This window comes from Massilia sp. P1_C10 (assembly GCF_056406475.1).
In genome coordinates this window covers 416932-439833 of record NZ_JBFUAC010000005.1, presented here as the reverse complement: position 1 = coordinate 439833, position 22902 = coordinate 416932, and the positions used below count along the sequence as shown (strand labels likewise).

Below are 22902 nucleotides of genomic sequence, written 5' to 3'. Positions count from 1 at the left end.
CCAGCCTTCGCTGGTACGACAATCTGCGAATTCACGGGCGGCCTCCGTGAGCAAGCGGCTCGGCCAGCGTCACCGCGGGCTCGGCGCGCAGGCGCGCGACGACGGGACCGGATTGCGCGGCGGGCAGGGCCAGCACGTACGCATCGGTCACCGTCGGGCCGTCGATCACGCGCGCGCCGTTCGCCTGCAGGATGCGGCGGATCTCGCGTTCCGGCGTGTCGGGACGGAAGGCGACGACGACGCTGCCCGCCGCCGGCGCGGCGCCCAGCGCGCGGTAATCGGCGACGAACGACGGATGCGCCAGCAGCAGCGCCATCACTGCGATCACGGCCAGCTGCGCACCGGCGGCCCAGCGCAGCCAGGCGTTGTTGGCGGCCACCGCAGCGCGCCAGCGCGCCAGCACGCCGATGCGCGGCTCCTGGACGTCCAGGCGCGGCAGCAGCGCGGCGTAAGCGCGATCGGCGTCGCAGCCGGCATCCGGCGGCGCCGACGCGGCGCGCAGCTGGCGCTGCCACGCCAGGTCGGCCTGGCACTCGGCGCAGCCGGCCACGTGCCGCTCGATGGCGGCCAGGTCGGCGTCGTCCAGGGTGCCGGCCAGCAGCCAGGGCAGCATGGGCTGGGCGTGTTGGTGCGTCGCTGTCGTCATGGTCCTTCCTCCAGTTGGCCGGCCAGCAGTTGCCTGAGCCGGCGCCGCGCATGGAACATCCGCGTCTTGACCGTATTGACCGGGCAGTCCATCACGGCGGCGATGTCGGCGTAGCCCATGTCGTGGTGGTAGGTCAGCTGCACCACGGCGCGCTGGGCCGGCGGCAAATCCTCCAGCGCGGCGCCGATCGAGCGCTGCAGGCGCTGCTGGTCCAGTTCGTGCGCCGGCTCGAAGCAGGCGTCGCCCTCGAACTGGTCGGGATCGACGTCCACCGGATCGTCGAGACCCTTGATCGCCTTGCACGCCTTGCGGTAGGCGATCGCGAAGATCCAGGTCGAGACTTTGCAGCTGCCGTCGTAGCGCTGCGCCTTTTGCCAGACCACCAGCATCGTGTCGTTGACGATCTCCTCGATCAGCGGCACGCTGCGCGTCATGCCGTTCAGGAAGCGGGTCAGGCGCGGAAAGTAGCCGCGGTACAGGCGCTCGAACGCCTGCCGGTCGCCCACCGCGACCTGGCCGACCAGCCGGGCGTCGCTCGCGTCCACGCTGCCGTGCATTACCGAATCCTCCCTCGTCAGGCGTTAATGCCGTTCGGGCGCCGTGAGGTTCAATGTCAATATAGTACGCCCACGGCGGCCCGATTTTTTTGCCGTTTTGCGTGCGCCATCCAACGTACCTGAACGCGCAGATCAGGCATGCTGGCAGCACTCGTAGCGCGCGACCCGTGACCGAAAAATCGCGCTACTATTTACCCGCAACGAACTACCTGAGAGTCATCATGCCACGTAACGAATCCGCAACATCGAACGTCCGAGATTCCCGCATCGAGCGCGAAGTCGAACGCGAACGCAACGAGCACACGCTCAATCACGACGCCAAGGCGCACATCGAGGACGACGAGCGCCACAAGGATGCGCGCGAGACGTCCTACTCTTCGAAAGTGCGACGCTAAACGCAAAAAACGGCTACCGAGGTAGCCGTTTTTCATTGGTCGGGCGAATTACTTGTAAAACGCTTCAACTTTGCCCTTCAGTTTGATCAGCATGGGCTTGCCCTTGCGGTCGAGCGTCTTGCCGGCGGAAACCTTGATCCAGCCTTCGCTGAGGCAATATTCGTCGACGTCGAAACGCTCCTTGTCGTTGAACTTGATGCCGATGTCGTGCTGAAACACGTCGCGGTCGTGGAAGGGGCTGCTCGGGTCGATGGACAGCCGGTCAGGCAATGGGGGGAGGGTGGTGGTATCGGTCATGGCGGAATTATCCACGAAGATCGGCTTCAGGACAACGGTGTTCCGGCACGGTCGGCAGGGTGGTGCACGCCGTCGTTGGTCGGAATGTCGCCCAGGTCGAAAGGATTGACGCCTTCCAGGCATCCCACGTTGTAGCCGTACTGCCCGGGATTGGAGCGCCGCTGGTGATGCGTGTAGATCCCGCACACTTCGCAGAAGTAGTGTTTGGCCGTGCCGGTATTGAACTGATACAGGCGCAGTTTGTCGTGCCCGCGCACGATGCGCATGCCCGACAGGGGCACCGAGGCGACGATCGCGCCTTTGCGCCGGCAGATCGAGCAGTCGCAGCGGCGCGGATCGACGATGCCGTCGGGCAGGGATAACTCCAGTTCGACAGCGCCGCAATGGCAGCTGGCCTTGTGTTTTGCCAGGATGTCGGTCGCTCCGACTTTTTTGACCATTGCCTCGCTCCTCGGTGTCAGCTGCGATCGATAATGCGCGCGATTTTGTCGCCCTGGAAGAAAAATTCGGATTCGCCATTCAAGTCGAGAACCGTGCCGGCCGTGGGGCCGCCGGGGATGTCTGCCGCAAGCCGGCCTCGATAGGCGATCTGCGCGATCACCACGCCGTCATTGAGTTGCAGCGCCGTGAGGCGTTGCTCGCGCTCAGCGAACAGGGTCTTGGCGTGTTCCGCGAGTTTGCGGAATTCGTCGATGCCATCTGCCATTGCGGTAAGGGCGCCGCCGGAATAGTTTTCGAACCGTACTGACGGCGACAGCAGCGCCAGCATGCCTTCAATGTCGAAGGCATTGTAGGCGGTTAAATACTGGTCTACGAGGTCTTGCTGGCTGAATGGGGACAAGTTCATCCCCTGATGTTAGCGCACAGCGGACTGCGAAAAGACGCACTTTGTAACAAGCGTGAAGCGCGCGCAAAAAAAACGGCTGCCGAAGCAGCCGTTTCTGAGCGAATCGCGAACCGATTAACGGTCGCCGTACGAACGGCGGGCGCCGTCGGCGGCACGCGGGTTCGAACCCTTGTAGCCGCCGCCTTCGCCGCTGCGCGGTGCGTTCGGCTTGCTGAAGGTACGCTGGCCCGGCTTTGCTGCTGCCGTGCGGTTGTCGCCCGGCTTCCAGCTGCCTGGACGCGAAGCCGAACGCGGCGCCGAGGCGCTGCGCTTAGGCTCGAAGCCTTCGATCGCCGACACCGGGATCAGCTGCTTGGTGAAACGCTCGATGCGCTTGACGTTCATGCCTTCGGCGTGGTTCACCAGCGAGATCGCCTGGCCGTTGCGCCCTGCGCGGCCGGTACGGCCGATGCGGTGCACGTAGTCCTCAGGGAACTTCGGCAGGTCGTAGTTGAACACGTGGGTGATGTTCGGCACGTCGATACCGCGCGCGGCAACGTCGGTCGCAACGAGCACCTTGACCTGGCCGCGGCGCAGGCTGTCGAGGGTACGGTTACGGGCGCCCTGGTGCATGTCGCCATGCAGTGCGGCGGCCGAGAAACCGGCGATGTTCAGGCGGTCGGCGATGGTGTCGGCGTCACGCTTGGTGGCGGTGAACACCACGGCCTGGTCGAGCGACTCGTCGCGCAGCAGGTGGTCCAGCAGGCGATTCTTGTGCGACAGGTCGTCGACGAAGTGGACGCGCTGGGTGATGTTGTCGTGACGCGACTGCGAGCTGGTGATCTGGATGATCATCGGGTCGGTCGTGATACGGCGCGCCATGTTGCCGACCATGCCGTCGAGCGTGGCCGAGAACAGCATCGTCTGGCGGTTGGCCGGGGTCGCGGCAATGATCTTCTCGATGTCGTCGATGAAGCCCATGTCGAGCATGCGGTCGGCTTCGTCCAGCACCAGGATCTCGAGTTCCGAGAAATCGATCTTGCCAGATTCCATGTGGTCGATCAGGCGGCCTGGGGTAGCGACCAGGATTTCCGGGTTGCGCGACAGCAGTTGCATCTGTTTCGGGTAAGGCATGCCGCCCAGGATCGAGACGGCCTTAATGCGGCGGATCTGGGTGCCGTACTTTTCGGTCGCGGCGGTCACTTGCAGGGCCAGTTCGCGGGTCGGGGTCAGCACCAGCATTTTTGGCTGGGCGGCTTTGAAACGTGGGCGCTCGCCGCGGGCGCGCGCCGATTGCGCTTCCTGGGCGGCGGTCTTGGCGGCCGGCGACTGCTCGGCGACGGCGAATTTGTGCAGGGCCGGCAGCATGAATGCCGCGGTCTTGCCGGAACCGGTCTGCGACGAGACCAGCAGGTCGCGGCCTTCGATGGCGGCTGGGACGGCTTGCGCCTGGACTGGCGTTGGCACGGTGTAGCCGGCTTCGGTAACTGCTTTAACGATTGACGCGTGGAGGCCTAGGGCTTCAAAACTCATTGTTTTCTTTTCTTTCGGTATAGATCAGCGCCCGAGCACAAAGCTGCGGACGCAAAATAGCAACGCCAACCAACAAACGAAATGACTCAGAAATGAAAGAAATTTCGGCACAAAAGCTTTGCGCCGGGACGGTGTCAGGTGCGACACACAAGGCGGGAGGGCTTTAAGGGCTATCTGAAAGATATACCCTGGCTTGCGAAGCTGCTAGTTTTACTTCTTTTGACACTGCTTCAAATTGCCATCGCAACAGCTTGGTTGCGATTCGTATTGCAGCGCACAAACGACACTATACAGTAGTTTCACTGTGCGCGTGCGGCTTAATCGACTTTCTCTGCTTCGGTGCAGCAAAAACAGTTGGGAGCAGCCCCATAAACCAACGGTAAACCAACGGGGTCAGACCCGCTTTTTCAATGGCGCGGCGCGCATTGCGCAAGCTAATAATCGGGTCTTCGCCCCAAATTTTCCTTGTTCGACGGCGCCGACAGCATTTTGCGATCGGAAAAGCGGGTCTGACCCCAAAGGTTCACGATCGGAAAAGCGGGTCTGACCCCAAAGGTTCACCAAATGTTCGTAAACCGATGGGGTCAGACCCGCTTTTTCAATGGCGCGGCGCGTATTTTGCGAGCTAATAATCGGGGTCGGCTCCCCAAAGTTCCTTGTTCGACGGCGCCGAGAGCATCTAGCGAGCGGAAAAGCGGGTCTGACCCCAAATGTTGATGCGGCAATAAAAAAGCGGACAGCATGCTGTCCGCTCTGGTTCGCCACGGGCCGCTTAGCCGTTGTGCTTGCGGCGCGCCTGCTTGTCGGCCACCATCGTCTTGCCGCTCTTGCCGCTGACCTTGCTCTTGATGGCCGCTACCGCTTCAGCGGCGCGTACCTTGAGCTTCTGCGGCCCGCTCAGTTGCCGGCCATTGCGGCTGCGCTTGCCGCTGCTGTCGGCTTCGAACGCTACCACCGCGTTGTCGACGATCTGCTCGGCGATGTCGCTGTGCGCCGCCGTCGCGATGCGCGGCACCAGGATGGTCGATCCTGCCTTCAGGTGCGTCTGCGCAGGGATGTTGTTGGCCTGGCGGATCACTTCAGGCGTGGTCCGGAAACGCGACGCCAGGCTGGCAATGCTTTCTTTGGCGCTCGAAATCTTGTGCGTCGTCCACGACGACAGCGCATGGCCCCAGTTCGCCAGGTTGGCGGTGAACTTGGCCGCGTTCTCTTTCGGCAGCAAAATCTTGGTCTGCTCGCCGCCGGTGATCACCGGACGGTTGAACTGCGGATTCAGCGCCTTGAACTCGTCGATCGACATCTCGGCCAATTGCGCCGCGACCGTCAGGTCGATGTCGCTGGTCTTGTCGACCGCGGTGAAGTAGGCCTCGTTGCTGATCGGCGGCAGGGCAACGGCGTACTGGGCCGGATTGGCGATGATGTTCTTCACCGCCTGCAGCTTCGGCACGTAGTTGCGCGTCTCGGCCGGCATCAGGTCGGCCAGGCTCTCGAAATCGGTCGGCTTGCCCAGCGCACGGTTCTTGGCGATCGCTTTCTGGACGTTGCCTTCACCCCAGTTGTAGGCAGCCAGCGCCAGTTGCCAGTCGCCGAACATGCCGTACAGCTTTTGCAGGTAGGACAGGGCGGCGTCGGTCGAGGCCAGCACGCCGCGGCGCTCGTCCTTGAACATGTTCTGCTTCAGGTTGAAATCTTTGCCCGTGCCCGGCACGAACTGCCACATGCCGGCGGCGTTGGCGCTCGAATTGGCCTGCGGATTGAAGGCGGACTCGATGATCGGCAGCAGCGCCAGCTCGGTTGGCATGCCGCGCTTTTCCAGCTCGGTGACGACGTGGAACAGGTAGCGCGAGGCGCGCGCCGAGGTGCGGGCGATGTAGTCGGGACGGGTGCTGTACCAGGTGACGTGCTTGGTGACCAGCGCGTTGTCGACGTCGGGAATGGCGTAGCCGGCACGGATGCGCGCCCACAGGTCGGCTTCCTTGTAGTCTTCGGCCTTGATGGCAGGCGCGGCCAGGGCCAGCGGCGCGTTGCGCGCCGCCGCAGTGCTAAATGCCTGCGACTGGGCAGTCGCGGCGACATCGTTCGCGTGGCTGAGGGCAGGGGCGAGCATGAATACCAGTGCTGCCAGCGATGCGGTGTTGCGGGTCATTTTTTGCATGGGCTTCCATTGTGGCGTCCGGTGCGCTGGACTGACGATGAATGAGTTTGGAGTGTACGTACCACTTATTGGCTGAGTCAAGCGTTATAACCGTTCGGTTACCAAATTTATTGACAACATTCGGACCAAAAAAGTTCAATTTTGAAAACAGAATTTGCGCGGGGTATGCGATAAATACCGCGTTTTCTCGCCATGCAGGATTGTGAGGCAGGAGGCATACTGGTGGGAGTATCTAAGCGAACTCAGCCCTGCGGCGACGCCGGATTTGGGCGGGTATGCCTTCGCTTAAGCATTGCAGGGTGGAAAACAGGTTAATACCAAATCGTCCATTCTCTTGCTTTTCCGACTGGACAATTTCTTTGACGAAAAACATTGCCCCTCGGGCATGAAAAACGAGGCAAATTAGGCTGGCAAGGCGCCGGTGCCGTACAATTTGGTGTCGCGCCCCGCGCCTATATATTAGTGAAAGCATCGCCATGAGTACCGCCAACCTGAGCGCCGACGACGAACAGATCATCGCCGCCACCGAAAACTGGCTGGAGAAGGCCGTCATCGGGCTGAACCTGTGCCCATTCGCCAAAGCCGTGCACGTCAAGAAGCAGGTGCGTTACGTGGTGTCAAGTGCGACGACGCCGGAAGCCTTGCTCGAGCAGCTGATGAACGAGCTGCAGTTGCTGTCCGATACCGATCCGGAAAAAGTCGACACCACCTTGCTGATCCATCCGTTCGTGCTGGACGACTTCCTCGACTTCAACGAGTTTCTCGATGTGGCCGATGCCGCGGTCGAAGACATGCAGCTGGACGGCGAGCTGCAGATCGCCAGTTTCCATCCGCAGTACCAGTTTGCCGACACCGACGTCAACGACATCACCAATTACACCAACCGGGCGCCGTATCCGATTTTGCAGCTGCTGCGCGAGGAAAGCATCGACCGCGCGGTCGAGGCCTTCCCCGAAGCGGAGCAGATTTTCGAAAAGAACATGGAAACGATGGAAAAGCTGGGTTACGACGGCTGGGATGCTCTCGATGTCGGTGCTGCCAAATAAGGCGCCGGTGGGCGACGAGGTGCAGGAGCGGCCGGACACGCCGTGCGTGGCCGTGTGCTCGACCACGTTCGACGACGTGTGCCGGGGATGCGGGCGGACGGTGGCCGAGGTGGCGCACTGGGTGTCGATGAGCGAGTTGCAGAAGGAGCTGGTGTGGCAGCGGATTTTGGCGCAGGGCTACCCGAAGCGCAACACCTGAACGATTTTCACCTGCGCCGTATGAAAATCAGGGGGCAGGTCCGGCGGAGCGACGGGGACGCCGAGTCCCCGTTTTTACGTCCGCGGCTTAGAAGCTGCCGATGAAGTCCTTCTTGCCGATCTCGACGCCATTGTGGCGCAGGATGTCGTAGGCGGTGGTCGCATGGAAGTAAAAGTGCGGCAGCGCGTAGTGAATCAGGTAGGTCTGACCCTTCCACTGCTTGGCCTTCTCGCCCGAACCGGTGGTGATGTCGCGCCCTTCGCTCGCTTCGATGCCGTCCTGAGGCACGCTGTCGATGAACGCCAGCGTCTTGGCGATGCGCGCCTTCAGCTCGCCGAAGCTCTGCTCGGTGTCGTCATACTTCGGCACCTCGACGCCGCCCAGCCGCGCCGCAGCGCCCTTCGCGAAATCGGCCGCGATCTGTACCTGGCGGATGAACGGGAACATGTCCGGGAACAGGCGCGCCTGTAGCAGCGCCGCCGGCTCGATCTTCTTCTCGGTCGCGTGCGCCTCGGCCTTGTCGATGATCGCCGACAGGCTGGTCAGGATTTGCTTGAATACCGGCGCCGAAGCCGAATACATGGAAAACGTCATAATGGTCCCCTTGTTGAAAGTGCTGCGATCATAACAAGCCCGGCCGATTCCTGCTCGGCGCCGCTCCGCCGCCGCTGTCTCCTATTCGCCCGTCCCCCGCGCTATTTCGTGACGGCGCCGCGAATTTCCGTGATAATTACACTTGGGCAATTTTCTGCAACGATTCCCTTTCCTGAAGAAGGCCCGGGCCGCGGCCCGGATGGTGTTTACATATATGAATTGCAATTGAATGGGTAAGGGCGCCTTGCGCGCGTTGCGCGCCAAACTGGGCAATCTGTACGGGCTGTCGATCTACGGGGCGTTGCTGCTGGTGGTCATCGGCGGCCTGGTGCTGCCCGCCACCGTCGGCAGCTACCTGTTGATCGGGGTGCAGGAGCAGCAGTCGGCGCGCACCGCGCTCAACGACGCGCTGCAGCGCAACGCCGACATCCTCGCGCTCGGCATGCAGGAATCGCTGTGGAACATGAACGCCGAATCGGCCCGCTCGCTCGGCCAGTCGGTCATGCGCGACCCGGCCGTGCTGCACATCCTGGTCACCGGCCAGTCCGATACCGAATTCATGAACATCCGCGCGGCCGAGCCGCAGGCGGGCAAGATCTACCGCGCCGAGCGCGACATCGTGGTGCGCGGCGAGCGCATCGGCCGGGTGCTGGTCGAGATGGACGACGCGCGCAGCCAGCAGGAGCTGCGCGGCAAGCAGTCCAACTACGCCTTCGTGCTGGCCAGCCAGCTGGCCATTTCGCTGATCCTGATCGTGCTGTTCCTGAACAAGCGCCTGCTGTCGCCGCTGCGCACGCTGATGAATTTCTCCGACCGCCTGTCGCACGGCGACTTCGAAACGCCCGTCGGCCTGCGCGGGCGCGACGAGCTGGGGCGCCTGGGCAGCCAGATGGAGCAGATGCGGGTCGCGATCCGCCACCTGTTCGAAGACATCGGCCAGCGCGAGGAACGCTTCCGCACCATTGTCACGCAGGTGCCGGGCGCGGTGTTCCGCGTGCGTCCGGGCGGCGCGATCGAATTCGTCAGCGACGCCATCGAGGACATCTGCGGCTTCCCGGCGGCCCAGCTGATGCGCTCTTCGACCGACTCCTGGTCCGACCTGATCTTCCCCGAAGACCGCCGCATGCACCGGCGCCAGGTCAGCGAAGCGATCGCCTCGGGCCGGCCGTACGAAATCGAATACCGCATCGTCGACGCCTTCGGCACCGAACGCTGGGTCTCGGAGAACGGCCAGCCGCAGCTGTCCGAGGACGGCGGCGCGCTGTGGGTCGACGGCATCCTGTCCGACATCAGCGAACGCAAACACAACGAGATGCGCATCGAAGGCCTGCTGGCCGAGCAGAGCGCCATCCTCGACAACGTGATGTTCGGCGTGATGTTCGTGCGCCACCGCCGCGTGGTGTCGGCCAACCGCCGCTGCGAGGAGCTGTTCGGCTACACCAACGGCCAGCTGACCGGCGGCTCGACCGCGATGGTGTTCCCGTCCGAGGACGCTTTCGTCGAAGCGGGCCAGGCGCAGTACGCGCTGCTCGCCGCCGGCAAATACGTCACCGAGGAGCGTCAATACAGGCGCCGCGACGGCAGCGTGTTCTGGTGCCTTGTAAGCGGCTACGCGCTCGACCCGCTGCGCGCCAACGAAGGCAGCATCTGGGTGTTCGCCGACGTCACCGAGCGCAAGCTGGCCGAGGAAAAGCTGCGCCTGTCGGCCACCGTGCTCGAACACATCGCCGACGGCGTGATGGTGATCGACGGCGACGGCCTGATCGTCGCCATCAATCCGGCCTTCACCCAGATCACCGGCTACACCGAAATGGAAGCGATCGGCCGCGATTCGCGCATTACGCGCTCCGGGCGCCAGGACGGCTCGTTCTACCAGCGCCTGTGGGAAGAGCTGGTCGAACACGGCTTCTGGCGCGGCGAAATCTGGAACATGCGCAAGAACGGCGAAGAATACCTGGAGTGGCTCACCGTGTCCGCGGTGCGCGACAACCAGGGCGTCACCACCCATTACGTGGCGGTGTTCAGCGACATCACCAAGGTGAAGGAATCGCAGGACAAGCTCGATCACCTTGCCCACCACGATCCGCTGACCGCGCTGCCGAACCGCCTGCTGTTCCACGACCGCCTGCAGCACGCCTTGCTGCGCGCCGGCCGCGACGACGAGCAGCTGGCGATCCTGTTCATCGACCTGGACCGCTTCAAGAACGTCAACGACACGCTCGGCCACCACGTCGGCGACGAGTTGCTGCAGCAAGTGGCCGCGGCGCTGACGGCGCAGCTGCGCGAAGGCGACACGCTGGCGCGCCTGGGCGGCGACGAATTCATCGTGCTGCTCGAGAACGTCGACGGCCAGGCGAGCGCCGGCCATGTCGCCGAGAAGCTGGTGGCGATGTTCGAGCAGCCGTTCATGGTGTCCGACTACGAGCTGTTCGTCACCGGCAGCGTCGGCATCAGCGTGTATCCGAACGACGCCACCGACCTGAATATGCTGATCCGGAATGCCGACGTGGCGATGTACCAGGCCAAGGCGCGCGGTCGCAACGGCTACCAGTTCTACGCGCCGTCGATGACCGGCGAGGGCGTCGAGCGCCTGCGCCTCGAAACCATGCTGCGCCGCTCGATCGAGAAGAGCGAGATCTTCCTGAACTACCAGCCGCAAGTCGAAATCGACACCGGCCGCCTGATCGGCGTCGAAGCGCTGGTCCGCTGGGAGAATCCGGAGCTAGGGCTGGTGCCGCCGGCGCGCTTCATCCCGCTGGCCGAGGACACGGGGTTCATCAACCCGCTCGGCAAGTGGGTGCTGTACGAAGCGTGCCGCCAGATGATTCGCTGGCAGGAGACCGGGCTGCACGTGCCGAAAATCGCGGTCAACCTGTCGGTCAAGCAGTTCGAGCGCGGCAGCATCGTCGGCATGGTGGCCGACATCCTGAAAGAGACCGGCCTCGAACCGCACCGGCTGCAGCTGGAAGTGACCGAGTCCGTGATCATGAATACGGGGGACGCGCTGGTGTACATCAACGACCTGCACGCGATTGGTGTGGGGCTGGCGATCGACGATTTCGGCACCGGCTATTCGTCGCTGGCCTACCTGAAACAGATGCCGGTGCAGACGCTGAAGATCGACCGCAGCTTCATCAAGGACATCTCGACCGACGCCAACGACGAAGCGATCGCGATCGCGATCATCCAGCTTGGCAAGAGCCTGCACCTGTCGGTGATCGCAGAGGGCGTGGAAACGGAAGCGCAGGCGACGTTCCTGCTGCGCCATGGCTGCAACCAGGCGCAGGGCTACATGTACAGCCGTCCGGAGCTGGCGCAAGTGGTGTTCGAACGCTGGCGCGAAGCCGCGGTCGTATGAAAAATGGGGTCAGGTCCGGTGGAGCGACGGGGACGCCTGGTCCCCGGATTTGTCGCAGGCTACGCTCCGGCCGCTTTCAATAGCTCGACCAGATTGCACTCGCGCTGCCAGGTGCGGCGCTCCTCCGTGCTGCCCGCCAGCCGCTTCAATTCATCTTCGCTGTGCGCCAGTTGCGCCGTCAGCAGGCGCTCGGCGAGCTTTGGGTCGGGCAGCATCGTGCCAAAGAACGTGACGGTATCGCCGCGCTGAATCAGCAGGGTAGGGAAGTTCTCGACATCGAGTTCGCCGACCACGTCGGCCTGGTCCTCGATATCGATCCAAACGAACTGCTGTTCCGGATGTCGCGCGGCCAGCTGCTCGAACGCGTCGCGGTACGAAGTGCAGGTGCCGCACCAGCCGGCGCACAGGCAGGCCACGGTCCAGCGGTCGCCCGCAAGCGCCTCGGCGACGGCGTCGCGGTTGTCTTCAGTGAGGGTGATGCTATGCATGAGCGGCATTTTACCTCGCCATGCAGAATGGGGTCAGGTCCGCAGGACCAGACCCCGCGGCGCAAGGTAAAATACGGGGATGTCTATCATTCTCGCCATTGAAACCTCGTCCGAACTGGCGTCCTGCGCGCTGCTGAACGGCGACCAGCTGCTGTCGCGCTCCTCGTCCGGCGTGCGCACCCATTCCCAATCGATCCTGCCGATGGTGCAGGAACTGCTGGCCGAAGCCGGCATCGAGCTGCGCGACTGCGACGCCATCGCCTTCGGCTCCGGCCCCGGCTCCTTCACCGGCGTGCGCACCGCCTGCGGCATCGCCCAGGGCCTGGCGTTCGGCGCCGGGCTGCCCGTGATCCCGGTCGTCACCCTCGAAGCGATGGCGCAGTCGTGCCGCGAGCGCACCGGCGCCGACGACGTACTGGCCGTGCTCGACGCGCGCATGGGCGAAGTCTACTGGGCCCAGTACCGCTACGCGGATGGCTGGCAGGTAGTCGCGCCGCCCGCGCTGTGCGCGCCGAACGACGTAGCGCCTGTGTCGCCGGCGACCGCCTGCGGGAACGGCTTTTCGGCTTATCCCGATGCGTTCTCGGTTGAAGCGCTGATCGACCTGATGCCGCACGCCGCCGCCGTCGCGCAGCTAGCGGCGGTGGAATTCGCCGCCGGCCGCACCGTGGCGCCGGCCGACGCGCAGCCGCTCTACCTGCGCAACAAGATCGCCTTCACCAGCGCCGAGCGCCAGGCCATCAACGCCGCCAAGGCCGCCGCATGACGTTCGATGGGCTCGATTACGCGCCGATGCAAATGGCGGACCTCGACGAGGTCTTCGCCGTCGAGCAGCAGGTCTATCCGCATCCCTGGTCGCGCGGGAATTTCGTCGATTCGCTGGCTTCGGGCTACAGCGCCTGGACCTTGCGCGACGAAGGCCGGCTGGCCGGCTACTTCCTGCTGATGGCGGCCGTCGACGAAGCCCACCTGCTCAACGTGTCGGTGGCGGCAGAGCGCCAGGGCCAGGGCATGGGCCGCTACCTGCTCGACAAGGTCGTCGCCTGCGCGCGCGGCTTGGGCGCCGAGTCGGTGCTGCTGGAAGTGCGTCCGTCCAATGAGCGCGCGCTGAAGGTCTACCAGCGCTATGGTTTTGCCGAAATCGGCCGCCGCAAGGCATACTACCCGGCCCACAACGGCCAACGCGAGGACGCCATCGTGATGAGGTTCACCTTATGAGCATTTCCGACCGCGACACCGCCTTCCTGGCCGAAATGGGCATCGGCCCCCTGTGGCAGGTGCGCGCGGCCCCGCAGCCCGCCGAACCCGAAGCGCTCGCGCCGGTCATCGAGGCGCCCGCCGCAATCCCGCCCGGGCCGGCGCCGGCGCCGTACCAGGCAATGCCGTCGCCTGCCCCCGCGCCCGGCAGCAAGATCGACCCCGCATGGGGCGACACTGCGCCGCCGCCACCGGCGACCGAAGAGGAAATCGCGCGCATGGACTGGCGCGAGCTGAACGCCGCCATCGGCAATTGCACTCGCTGTGGCTGCAAGGGCGAACGCAAGCCGGTGCTGGGCAACGGCGCGCGCGCGGCGGTGTGGATGGTCGCCGCCGGCGCCACCGCCGCGGCCGACGAACAGGAACGCCAGCCGCTGGCCGGCGATCCCGGCACGTTGTTGACGAACATGCTGGCCGCGGTGCAGCTCTCGCGCGACGAGAATGTCTACGTGACGAACCTGATCAAGTGCCGCCCGACGACTGCCACCGGCGCCGACCGCGCCCCCAATGCCGATGAAGTGGCGGCCTGCCGTCCCTTCCTCGAGCGCGAGCTGGCGCTGTGCGGCGCCGGGACCGTGCTGACGCTGGGCCAGATCGCCGCCAACGGCCTGCTCGGAAAGCCGCTGCAGGAGCCGCTGGCCGGTTCGCGCGGCGCCGTGCACGACCTCAATGGCGTGCCGCTGGTCGCGACCCTGCACCCGGGCGAGCTGCTGCGCCGCGGCGCCGACAAGGCGCTGGCCTGGGCCGACCTGTGCCTGGCCAAATCCAGCCATGGCCGTCCCGGCTGACACCTGCCAAGCGCTGTTCGCGCGGCGCTGGGGGCACCTCGCGCGCCCGCACGTGCGCGCGCTCGCCTGGCTGCTCGATTCGCCCGGCCTGCTCGATCCCGACGATCCTCACTGGGAAGGAAAGGTCTGCGCGCCGCAGCCGGTGACGCCGCAAGTCGCCGCATGGCTGGCGCGGCTCGACGCCGATCCTTCCGAACTGGACGCAGCCCTGGGCGAGCGCAATTACACCCGCCTTGGCCTGTACGCCGAAAAGCTGATGGCCTTCTATTACCAGCAGCACGGCCGCCTGGTCGCGCACGGCCTGCAGGTGCGCGCCGCGCGTAACGACACCGTCGGCGAGTTCGACTTCCTGCTCGACGCCGGCCCCGAAGGCGTCGAGCACATCGAGTTCGCCACCAAATTCTACTTATTAGAGGGCAGCGCAGCTTCGCGCTTCGATACCTTCGTCGGCCCCAACCTGGCCGACAGCCTGGGCGCCAAGATGCGCAAGATCGTCGACAAGCAGCTGGCGCTGGCCGATCATCCGGCGGCACAGGCGCTGCTGCCGCGCCCGGTGCTGCGCGCGCAAGCGCTGGTGAAGGGCTGGCTGTTCTATCCGGCCGCCGGCGGCGACCCGATGGCCGGCATCGGCTCGGCCCATTGCCGCGGCTTCTGGTGCGCGCTGGCCGACGCCGGCGCGTTGCCGGCCGACGGCTGGGTGGTGCTGCCGCGGCTGGAATGGCTGGCGCCTTACCGCGGCACAGCCGAGGCGATGACGCTGGAGCAGATGCGCGATGCAGTGGCAACGCAGTTCGAATCGACGCGCGCGCCGGTGCTGGTGGCGGCGGTGAAGGAGGAGCAGGGCGTGCTGGTGGAAACCGCGCGCGGCTTCATCGTTCCGGACGACTGGCGCGCACGCGCGGCGCGGCGCCAGGCCGGCGAAGCCTAGTGTTTGTGCTCGCCGATCAGGGCGAGCGAATCGTGTTCGAGCTGGTTGGCCGCGTGCCTGCGCTTGATCAGCCACATGGTGCCGGCCACCGAGAAGCCGAACAGCACGATGATCACGTTCAGGTCGAGGTTCATCGAGATCATGATCGCGTACACCGCCAGCATGGTCAGGATCGACAGGTTCTCGTTGAAGTTCTGCACCGCAATCGAGTGGCCCGCGCTCATCAGGACGTGGCCGCGGTGCTGCAGCAGCGCGTTCATCGGCACCACGAAAAAGCCCGACAGGATGCCGATCAGGATCAGCAGCGGGTAGGCCAGCGCCACCGAATGCACCAGCGTCATGCCCATCACGATGACGCCCATCGCGATGCCGAGCGGGATCACGGTCAGCGATTTTTTCAGCGGGATCAGGCGCGCCGACGCGGCCGCGCCCAGCGCGATGCCGACCGCGACGACGCCGACCAGGCTGGTGGCCTTCTCGTACGGCATGTGCAGCGACTTCTCGGCCCACTTCAGCACGATCAGCTGCAAGGTCGCGCCGGCGCCCCAGAACAGCGTCGTCACGGCCAGCGAAATCTGGCCCAGCTTGTCCTTCCACAGCGTGGCCGAGCAGTTGGCGAAGTCGGCGACCATCTTGATCGGGTTGCGCTCGGCCTGCTCGTAGCGGGCGCCGGTGTCGGGAATGCGCCAGTTGCACAGGGTGGCAATCAGGTACATCCCCATCACCACGCACAGCGCCGCTTCGGTCGGCGTATTGATGCCGGTGTCGATGAAGGGAACGTCGAAGCCGAGCAGATAGCTCGAGGTGCGCTGGGCGACCAGGGTGCCGCCCATCACGGTGCCGAGGATGATCGACGTCACGGTCAGCCCTTCGATCCAGCCGTTCGCCGCGACCAGCTTTTCGGGCGGCAGCAGTTCGGTCAGGATGCCGTACTTGGCCGGCGAATACACCGCCGCGCCGAAGCCGACCACGGAGTAGGCCAGCAGCGGATGGACGTCGAAGAAAATGAGCGAGCAGCCGAACACCTTGATCATGTTCGCGATGAACATCACGCGGCCCTTCGGCAGCGCATCGGCAAAGGCGCCGACGAAGGCGGCCAGCAACACATAGAACAAAACGAACGACAGTTTCAACAGGGGCGTGAGCGACGCCGGCGCTTTCATGGCGGTCAGCAGGTCGATCGCCACGAAGAAGAGGGCGTTATCGGCCAGCGACGAAAAAAACTGCGCTGCCATGATGGTGTAGAAACCACGATTCATTCGTAAATATCAATAGTCTGGTCTGGGTTGCTTTATACCATGAACGGTCGTGAACCCAAAGAAATCAGCGGTGCAGGTGAGGCCGGCTCCGGTAAAATACGGTCTTCACGAAACTCAATATTTCTCCCATGCCAAGGCCGCTCAGCGCAACCATCCATCTCGACTCCATGCGCCACAACCTGGCGCGCGCCCGCGCCTGCGCGCCGGGCTCCAACATCTGGAGCGTGGTCAAGGCCAACGCCTATGGCCACGGCCTCGAACGCGGCATGCGCGGCTTCGCCGATGCCGACGGCCTGGCGCTGATCGAGACCGAGAACGCGGTGCGCCTGCGCGAACTGGGCTGGACCCGGCCGATCCTGCTGCTGGAGGGTATTTTCGAGGCCGCCGACGTCGCGCTGCTGGGCGAGCACAACTTCAACAGCGCGGTGCACTGCATCGAGCAGGTCAAGATGCTCGAGTACACCAAGCTGTTCAACCCGATCGACGTGCACCTGAAGATGAACACCGGGATGAACCGGCTCGGTTTCAGGCCGGACGAATACGCCGCCGCCTACGCGCGGCTGCGCGCGATTCCCGGCATCCGCAACATCACCCTGATGACCCATTTCGCCAATGCCGACGAACTGGAGCATCCGCGCCTGACGGTGCACGAGCAGGTGCGGCGCTTCCAGCAGGGCGCGCAGGGCCTGGCCGGCGAGCGCAGCCTGTCCAATTCGGGCGGGGTGCTGCAGCAGGCGGCGCTGGCCAGCGAACTGTCGAACGACTGGGTCCGTCCGGGCATCATGCTGTACGGCGGCACGCCGGGCGGCAAGACCGCGGCCGAATACAAGCTGCGACCGACGATGACGCTGGCGTCGGCGATCATCGGCATCCAGCACCTGGAGGCGGGCGACACGGTCGGCTACGGCAGCAGCTTCCAGGCCAGCGGACCGATGACAGTGGGCGTGGTCGCCTGCGGCTACGCCGACGGTTATCCGCGCTCGGCGCCGCACGGCACGCCGGTGCTGGTGGACGGCGTGCGTACGACCCTGGTCGGGCGGGTGTCGATGGATATGATGACGGTCGACCTGACGCCGATCCCGAATGCGCGGGTCGGCAGCAAGGTGGTGCTGTGGGGCGACGGGCTGCCGATCGACGACGTGGCCGCGTCGGCCGGCACGATCGGCTATGAGCTGATGTGCGCCCTGGCGCCGCGGGTGCGGGTGCTCGAAGGCGCGCTCGGCCAACCGGCGTAGGAAAATGGGGTCAGGTCCGCCGGACCTGACCCCGCCGTTGCATGATACCTTTTAAAGCACCCCATGGCAAAACCAAAAACAAATTACACCTGCAGCGACTGCGGAGGCATCAGCTCCAAGTGGACCGGTCAATGCACCGCCTGCCACCAGTGGAACACGCTGGTCGAAACCGTGGTCGAAGCGCCCGGCGTCAACCGCCTGTCGAACCCGGTCCACCGCAGCCTGGCGCAGACCGCGCCGGTATTGTCGCTGGCCGACATCGAGGCGGTTGACGTGCCGCGCTTCGGCACCGGCATCGAGGAATTCGACCGCGTGCTGGGCGGCGGCCTGGTCGCCGGCGGCGTGGTGCTGATCGGCGGCGATCCCGGCATCGGCAAATCGACACTGCTGCTGCAGGCGCTGGCCAACATGTCGCGCGCCAAGAGCACCTTGTATGTCAGCGGCGAAGAATCCGGCGCGCAGATCGCGCTGCGCGCGCGCCGCCTGGCGGTCGAAGCGACCGAGCTGAAACTGCAGGCCGAGATCCAGCTCGAAAAGATCCTCGGCACGCTCGCGGACCTGAAGCCGGAAGTCTGCGTGATCGACTCGATCCAGACCATGTACTCGGACGCGCTCAGCTCCGCGCCCGGTTCGGTGGCGCAGGTGCGCGAGTGCGCCGCGCAGCTGACCCGCGTCGCCAAGCAGACCGGCATCACCATCATCCTGGTCGGCCACGTGACGAAGGAGGGCGCGCTGGCCGGCCCGCGCGTGCTCGAACACATCGTCGACACGGTGCTGTACTTCGAGGGCGATACCCAATCGAGCTTCCGGCTGGTCCGCGCGATCAAGAACCGCTTCGGCGCCGTCAACGAGCTGGGCGTGTTCGCGATGACCGAGAAGGGCCTGAAGGGCGTGTCGAATCCGTCGGCGCTGTTCTTGTCCAGCCACGACAGCGCGGTACCCGGTTCCTGCGTGATGGTGACGCAGGAGGGCACGCGCCCGTTGCTGGTCGAAATCCAGGCGCTGGTCGACACCAGCCACCTGCCCAACGCGCGCCGGCTGTCGGTCGGCCTGGAGCAGAACCGCCTGGCGATGCTGCTGGCGGTGCTGCACCGACATGCCGGCATCGCCGCGTTCGACCAGGACGTGTTCATCAACGCGGTCGGCGGGGTCAAGATTACCGAGCCGGCGGCCGACCTGGCCGTACTGCTGGCGATCAACTCGTCGATGCGCAGCAAGCCGCTGCCGCGCGGGCTGGTGGTGTTCGGCGAAGTCGGCCTGGCCGGCGAGATCCGCCCGGCGCCGCGCGGCCAGGAGCGCCTGCGCGAAGCGGCCAAGCTGGGCTTCTCGATTGCGATGATCCCCAAGTCGAACGTGCCGAAGCAGAAAATCGAGGGCATGACGATCGTCGCCGTCGAGCGCATCGACGAAGCGTTCAATAAGCTGCGCGAGCTGGATTGATTCGTGCCGCACGGCAACAATTTTTTCTCTATAATGCGGGTTCGAGGAACAACCATGTCAGATGTCCGTGTTTAATGAGCAAAGAACTTCTGCGCGCCGGCCGCTGAAAACGCGCGCCGTGGCCGTATTCACCGGCATGGCGCCGATCACCGCGCGCACGATCGACGTGGGCGGCAATGGCATCTCGCTCAGCGTCGATCGCCAGATACCGCAGGGGCTCGAGTGCGAGCTGTCGTTCGACCTGTTCCTGGATGGGCAGATGAAGCCGGTGAAGACGCGCTCGAAGGTGATGCACTGCGTGTTCAGCAACGGCGAGTACAAGGTGGGATTCCAGTTCCTGAACCTGGAGCTGTCGGCGATGACTTTGCTGGCTAAATTCCTGAGGTAGGTCTCCTCAACTCGCGTCGCGGTACGCCATCATCGCCTGATGGCCAGGACCGGATATGTCTACATTCTTGCTAGATCGAGGTACGGCACGCTCTATACGGGCGTGACGTCGGATCTCGTGCGCAGGGTTTGGCAGCATCGGCAGGAGTTTGTCGAGGGGTTTACCAAACATTACGGGGTGAAGAAGCTGGTCTGGTACGAAGTGCATGCAGAGATTTATCAGGCGATCACGCGCGAGAAACAGATCAAGGCGTGGCATCGAACGTGGAAGATCAACATGATCCATGCGTTCAATCCGCAGTGGCGTGACCTATATGATGAGATCGTCGGCTGATCACGCTCAGCATGGGTTTCTGCCTACGCAGGAACGACAACCTCAAGCCTGTCGTTCCAGCAAAGGCTGGAACCTATGCTGAAGTCAAGCAGCCCCGCATTTGGCAGACTCAGTATGGGTTCCAGCCTGCGCTGGAACGACAGGCAACAAAAACGGCGCACCCGGCGCCGCTTTTTCGAATGAGTAGCATGCTACTCATGATACCGGTCATGCAACCGGTTCGATCCTCCGCGGATCTCTGTCACGATTTCATACAGCACCAGCCCCGCCATGCCGCCAAGGATGGCCATTACCAGGATATTTAACATAGTCGCTGTCGCCGAATCCGGCGCCTCCCTGTGATTACACCTCAAATCTAGCAGGCGGCTTCACACTTTCAAGGGATGTCGAGACAACTATTTAACAATTAGCTCGGGCGCCATGACTGCTTTCAGGTACAGGCTGTCCGGGTCGTCCGCCTCTTTCTGGACGATCCACCAGGCGTTGGCTTTTTTCATCTCCCAATCGCCCTCGCGCCCGCCCACCAGCAGCGCCGCCACCTGCCCCAGGGTCGGCTGGTGGCCCACCACCATCACCGCCTCCTTGCCCTTGGGCCAGTTGGCCGCGCGCAGCACGTCCTGCGCCGAGGCGCCCGGCCCGATCTCCGGCACCACCTTGTACTTGCGCCCCAGCGGATCGGCCGTCTGCAATGTGCGCAGGGCAGGGCTGACCAGGATTTTGCAGCCGTCCGGCAGCTGCGAGTCGAGCCACTCGGCCATGCGGCGCGCCTGCTTCTGGCCCTTCGCCGTCAACGGTCTTTGCAAATCGGGCACGCCTTCTTCCGCTTCCGCGTGCCGCCACAAGATCAGGTCCATGTCGTCCTCCCTTGGTTGCGCCTAGCCGCCGTCGCCGTTCTCCGCCGAGCCAAGCAATTCCATCAGATACCGCTGCGCCGAAAATTCCGTCTGCTTGCCGCGCGCGCGGCGACGCTGGTAGCGCCCGTCCGGCTCCAGCTCCCACGCGTTCGAGTTGTCCTTGAGGTAGGGGTTCAATCCTTCGGCGATCACGCGCCGCTTGAGCGCCTTGTCGAGCACCGGGAACGCCACCTCGATGCGCCGGAACAGGTTGCGGCTCATCCAGTCGGCGCTGGCCAGGTACACATCATGCGCCAGGTCGTTCCTGAAATAGTAGATCCGGCTGTGCTCGAGGAAGCGCCCGATGATCGAGCGCACCTTGATGTTCTCCGACAGTCCCGGCACGCCCGGCCGCAGGGTGCAGGCGCCGCGCACCACCAGGTCGATTTTGACGCCGTCGTGCGAGGCCGCGTACAGCGCGCGGATCACCGACTCGTCGACCAGCGCGTTGACCTTGGCGATGATGCGGCCCGGCCGCCCCGCGCGGGCGATGCGCGCCTCGTTGCGGATCGCCTTGACGATCTGGTCCTGCAGCGCAAACGGCGCCAGCCACAGGTGCGTCAGCTTGTGCGGCTTGGTCAGGCTGGTCAGGTGGATGAACACCTCGTTGACCTCTTCGCCGATCTGCTGGTGCGCGGTCAGCAGGCCGAAGTCGGTGTACAGCCGCGTCGTGGTCAGGTGGTAGTTGCCGGTGCCCAGGTGCGAGTAGTACTGCAGGCCCTCGGCCTCGCGCCGGATCACCAGCGCCACTTTGGCGTGCGTCTTCAGCCCGACCACGCCGTACACCACCTGGGCGCCGGCTTCTTCCAGCTTGTCGGCCCAGTTGATGTTGGCCTCTTCGTCGAAGCGCGCCTTCAGCTCGACTACCACAATGACTTCCTTGCCGAGGCGCGCCGCCTTGATCAGCGCCTCCATCAGGTCCGAATCCATGCCGGTGCGGTAAATGGTCTGCTTGATCGCCACCACCTGCGGGTCGGTCGCGGCCACGCAGATGAAGTCGATCACGGTCTGGAACGACTGGAACGGGTGGTGCAGCAGGATGTCATGCTTGCGCATCTGCTCGAAGATGTCGAGGTTGCTGCTCTTTTGCGCCATGCCCGCGATGAAGGGCGGGAAGCGCAGGGTCGGCTGCTGCACCAGTTCGATCATCTCGGCCAGCCGCACCAGGTTGACCGGGCCGTCGACCGCATACAGCCGGCTCGGCTCGAGGTTGAACTGGTCGAGCAGGAACTGGGACAGCTCGGGCGGGCAGTTCTTGGCCACCTCCAGCCGCACCGCGGTGCCGAACTGGCGGCCCTGCAGCTCGCCCTTGAGCGCCTGGCGCAGGTTCTTCACTTCGCCCTCGTCGACCCACAGGTCGCTGTCGCGGGTGATGCGAAACTGCGAATACGCGATCACGTCGCGGCCGGTGAACATGTCCTCGACGTGCGAGTGGATCACCGACGAGAGCAGGCAAAACAGCTGGCCGCCGCCCTTCGACAGCTTGGCCGGCAGCTCGATCACGCGCGGCAGCACGCGCGGCGCCTTGACGATGGCGATCGCGGTGCCGCGCCCGAACGCGTCCTTGCCCGACAGCGAGACGATGAAGTTCAGCGTCTTGTTGCTGACCTGCGGAAAGGGGTGGGCCGGGTCGAGCCCGATCGGCGTCAGCAACGGGCGTACCTCGCGCTCGAAATACTCCTTGACCCAGGCGCGCTGCGCTTCGTTGCGGTCGGTGTGGCGCACCAGGTGCACGCCATGCGCGCGCAGCTGCGGCAGCACCTCGGTGTTGAGGATCTCGTACTGCTGCTTGACCAGCGCGTGGCACTCCTTGCAGATGCGCTCGAGCGTGGCGGCCAGGGTCGGGTCGGCGTGCAGCGCGCCCTGCGCCAGCAGGCTGGCCACGCGCACTTCGAAGAACTCGTCGAGGTTGTTACTGACGATGCAAAGATAGCGCAGCCGTTCGAGCAGCGGAATGCGCTTGTCGTCGGCCTGGGCGAGCACGCGCCGGTTGAACATCAGCTGCGACAGTTCCCTGTCGAGGAAGATGGCGGCCTTGGGCGATTCGGCGTGCAGCGCGGGTCGGGTTGTCATTGGCAGTCTGTAAAAAATTACTATTTATTACGACTTTATTCTAATAGGAAAATATGACAAGTGCGTGACCGGATGAGCTCAATCGTGCGCCGTTCAATTCGGCTCTGCCAGAGTATCATGCAGCCAAATTCGTATTTATTTCAACAATTTCGTGCGTGTCATAAACGTGTCATATTTGGCGGCTAGACTGCGCAGCATTCACCCGCCGCACTCT

24 protein-coding genes are annotated in these 22902 nt (G+C 64.3%); 12 read left to right on the top strand and 12 right to left on the bottom strand.

Annotated features, from left to right (window positions below):
- Positions 1-31: 31 nt before the first annotated feature.
- A complete protein-coding gene (locus tag AC1D02_RS14140) occupies positions 32-646 on the bottom strand; it encodes a zf-HC2 domain-containing protein (protein ID WP_477317865.1) in 615 nt (204 codons plus the stop codon).
- Positions 643-1203: an RNA polymerase sigma factor gene (locus tag AC1D02_RS14135; protein ID WP_477317863.1), complete on the bottom strand. Its 561-nt coding sequence runs from the start codon at positions 1201-1203 to the stop codon at positions 643-645. The genes AC1D02_RS14140 and AC1D02_RS14135 overlap by 4 nt, the downstream gene beginning before the upstream one ends.
- 221 nt (positions 1204-1424) lie before the next feature.
- On the opposite strand from AC1D02_RS14135, the gene AC1D02_RS14130 reads away from it, so the two are divergent.
- Entirely contained in the window at positions 1425-1598 is a 174-nt protein-coding gene (locus AC1D02_RS14130; RefSeq protein ID WP_477317861.1) for a hypothetical protein, read from the top strand.
- A gap of 48 nt (positions 1599-1646) precedes the next feature.
- Here AC1D02_RS14130 and AC1D02_RS14125 read toward each other — a convergent pair whose 3' ends face one another.
- From AC1D02_RS14125 to AC1D02_RS14105, 5 genes are all read right to left on the bottom strand, one after another.
- Complete coding sequence (locus tag AC1D02_RS14125) at positions 1647-1895, bottom strand: DUF3297 family protein (protein ID WP_305509942.1); 249 nt, start codon at positions 1893-1895, stop codon at positions 1647-1649.
- A gap of 26 nt (positions 1896-1921) precedes the next feature.
- Entirely contained in the window at positions 1922-2335 is a 414-nt protein-coding gene (locus tag AC1D02_RS14120; protein ID WP_477317859.1) for a GFA family protein, read from the bottom strand.
- 17 nt (positions 2336-2352) lie between these two features.
- The gene (locus tag AC1D02_RS14115) at positions 2353-2736 is read right to left on the bottom strand and encodes a nuclear transport factor 2 family protein (RefSeq protein WP_477317857.1); all 384 of its coding nucleotides are present in this window, start codon (positions 2734-2736) and stop codon (positions 2353-2355) included.
- A gap of 120 nt (positions 2737-2856) precedes the next feature.
- Positions 2857-4254, bottom strand: coding sequence for a DEAD/DEAH box helicase (locus AC1D02_RS14110; protein WP_477317855.1), 1398 nt, complete (start codon positions 4252-4254; stop codon positions 2857-2859).
- Positions 4255-5026: 772 nt separating this feature from the next.
- Positions 5027-6409, bottom strand: coding sequence for a transglycosylase SLT domain-containing protein (locus tag AC1D02_RS14105; protein WP_477317853.1), 1383 nt, complete (start codon positions 6407-6409; stop codon positions 5027-5029).
- 476 nt (positions 6410-6885) lie between these two features.
- Here AC1D02_RS14105 and AC1D02_RS14100 point away from each other — a divergent pair, with 476 nt between their 5' ends.
- The gene (locus tag AC1D02_RS14100) at positions 6886-7455 is read left to right on the top strand and encodes a DUF1415 domain-containing protein (RefSeq protein WP_477317851.1); all 570 of its coding nucleotides are present in this window, start codon (positions 6886-6888) and stop codon (positions 7453-7455) included.
- The gene (locus AC1D02_RS14095) at positions 7442-7654 is read left to right on the top strand and encodes a DUF1289 domain-containing protein (RefSeq protein WP_477317849.1); all 213 of its coding nucleotides are present in this window, start codon (positions 7442-7444) and stop codon (positions 7652-7654) included. Before AC1D02_RS14100 ends, AC1D02_RS14095 begins: the two co-directional genes overlap by 14 nt.
- An 87-nt stretch (positions 7655-7741) precedes the next feature.
- Here the strand turns inward: AC1D02_RS14095 and AC1D02_RS14090 are convergent, their stop codons facing one another.
- On the bottom strand, positions 7742-8248 hold the full coding sequence (locus AC1D02_RS14090; protein ID WP_477317847.1) for a DUF1993 domain-containing protein: 507 nt from the start codon (positions 8246-8248) through the stop codon (positions 7742-7744).
- 229 nt (positions 8249-8477) lie between these two features.
- Between AC1D02_RS14090 and AC1D02_RS14085 the strand changes: the two genes are divergently transcribed.
- Positions 8478-11606, top strand: coding sequence for a bifunctional diguanylate cyclase/phosphodiesterase (locus AC1D02_RS14085; protein ID WP_477317845.1), 3129 nt, complete (start codon positions 8478-8480; stop codon positions 11604-11606).
- 59 nt (positions 11607-11665) lie between these two features.
- On the opposite strand, the gene AC1D02_RS14080 is transcribed toward AC1D02_RS14085, so the two are convergent.
- Positions 11666-12094 (bottom strand): thioredoxin family protein, encoded by a 429-nt coding sequence (locus tag AC1D02_RS14080; protein WP_477317904.1) that lies wholly within the window; start codon positions 12092-12094, stop codon positions 11666-11668.
- A 79-nt stretch (positions 12095-12173) separates the two neighbouring features.
- Between AC1D02_RS14080 and tsaB the strand changes: the two genes are divergently transcribed.
- The 4 genes from tsaB to AC1D02_RS14060 are packed head-to-tail and all read left to right on the top strand — an operon-like array spanning position 12174 to position 15067.
- On the top strand, positions 12174-12860 hold the full coding sequence (gene tsaB, locus AC1D02_RS14075; protein ID WP_477317843.1) for a tRNA (adenosine(37)-N6)-threonylcarbamoyltransferase complex dimerization subunit type 1 TsaB: 687 nt from the start codon (positions 12174-12176) through the stop codon (positions 12858-12860).
- A complete protein-coding gene (rimI, locus tag AC1D02_RS14070; protein ID WP_477317841.1) occupies positions 12857-13312 on the top strand; it encodes a ribosomal protein S18-alanine N-acetyltransferase in 456 nt (151 codons plus the stop codon). The genes tsaB and rimI overlap by 4 nt, the downstream gene beginning before the upstream one ends.
- Entirely contained in the window at positions 13309-14139 is an 831-nt protein-coding gene (locus AC1D02_RS14065) for a uracil-DNA glycosylase (RefSeq protein WP_477317839.1), read from the top strand. Before rimI ends, AC1D02_RS14065 begins: the two co-directional genes overlap by 4 nt.
- Positions 14123-15067 (top strand): DUF1853 family protein, encoded by a 945-nt coding sequence (locus tag AC1D02_RS14060; protein ID WP_477317837.1) that lies wholly within the window; start codon positions 14123-14125, stop codon positions 15065-15067. Before AC1D02_RS14065 ends, AC1D02_RS14060 begins: the two co-directional genes overlap by 17 nt.
- On the opposite strand, the gene lplT is transcribed toward AC1D02_RS14060, so the two are convergent.
- On the bottom strand, positions 15064-16326 hold the full coding sequence (gene lplT, locus AC1D02_RS14055; protein WP_477317835.1) for a lysophospholipid transporter LplT: 1263 nt from the start codon (positions 16324-16326) through the stop codon (positions 15064-15066). The two genes, AC1D02_RS14060 and lplT, sit on opposite strands and share 4 nt — an antisense overlap.
- A gap of 128 nt (positions 16327-16454) precedes the next feature.
- On the opposite strand from lplT, the gene alr reads away from it, so the two are divergent.
- The 4 genes from alr (at position 16455) to AC1D02_RS14035 (ending at position 19722) form a co-directional block, all read left to right on the top strand.
- Positions 16455-17561, top strand: a complete 1107-nt coding sequence (gene alr, locus AC1D02_RS14050; RefSeq protein WP_477317833.1) for an alanine racemase — start codon at positions 16455-16457, stop codon at positions 17559-17561.
- Between the two features lie 63 nt (positions 17562-17624).
- Positions 17625-19001 (top strand): DNA repair protein RadA, encoded by a 1377-nt coding sequence (gene radA, locus AC1D02_RS14045; RefSeq protein WP_477317831.1) that lies wholly within the window; start codon positions 17625-17627, stop codon positions 18999-19001.
- Between the two features lie 61 nt (positions 19002-19062).
- Entirely contained in the window at positions 19063-19389 is a 327-nt protein-coding gene (locus AC1D02_RS14040) for a PilZ domain-containing protein (RefSeq protein ID WP_477317829.1), read from the top strand.
- Positions 19390-19428: 39 nt separating this feature from the next.
- Positions 19429-19722 carry a GIY-YIG nuclease family protein gene (locus AC1D02_RS14035; protein WP_477317827.1) on the top strand — a complete coding sequence of 98 codons (294 nt, stop codon included), beginning with the start codon at positions 19429-19431 and terminating at the stop codon, positions 19720-19722.
- Between the two features lie 395 nt (positions 19723-20117).
- Here AC1D02_RS14035 and sixA read toward each other — a convergent pair whose 3' ends face one another.
- Positions 20118-20576: a phosphohistidine phosphatase SixA gene (gene sixA, locus AC1D02_RS14030; RefSeq protein ID WP_477317825.1), complete on the bottom strand. Its 459-nt coding sequence runs from the start codon at positions 20574-20576 to the stop codon at positions 20118-20120.
- A 21-nt stretch (positions 20577-20597) separates the two neighbouring features.
- Positions 20598-22688, bottom strand: coding sequence for a polyphosphate kinase 1 (gene ppk1 / locus AC1D02_RS14025; RefSeq protein WP_477317823.1), 2091 nt, complete (start codon positions 22686-22688; stop codon positions 20598-20600).
- Positions 22689-22902: the final 214 nt, after the last annotated feature.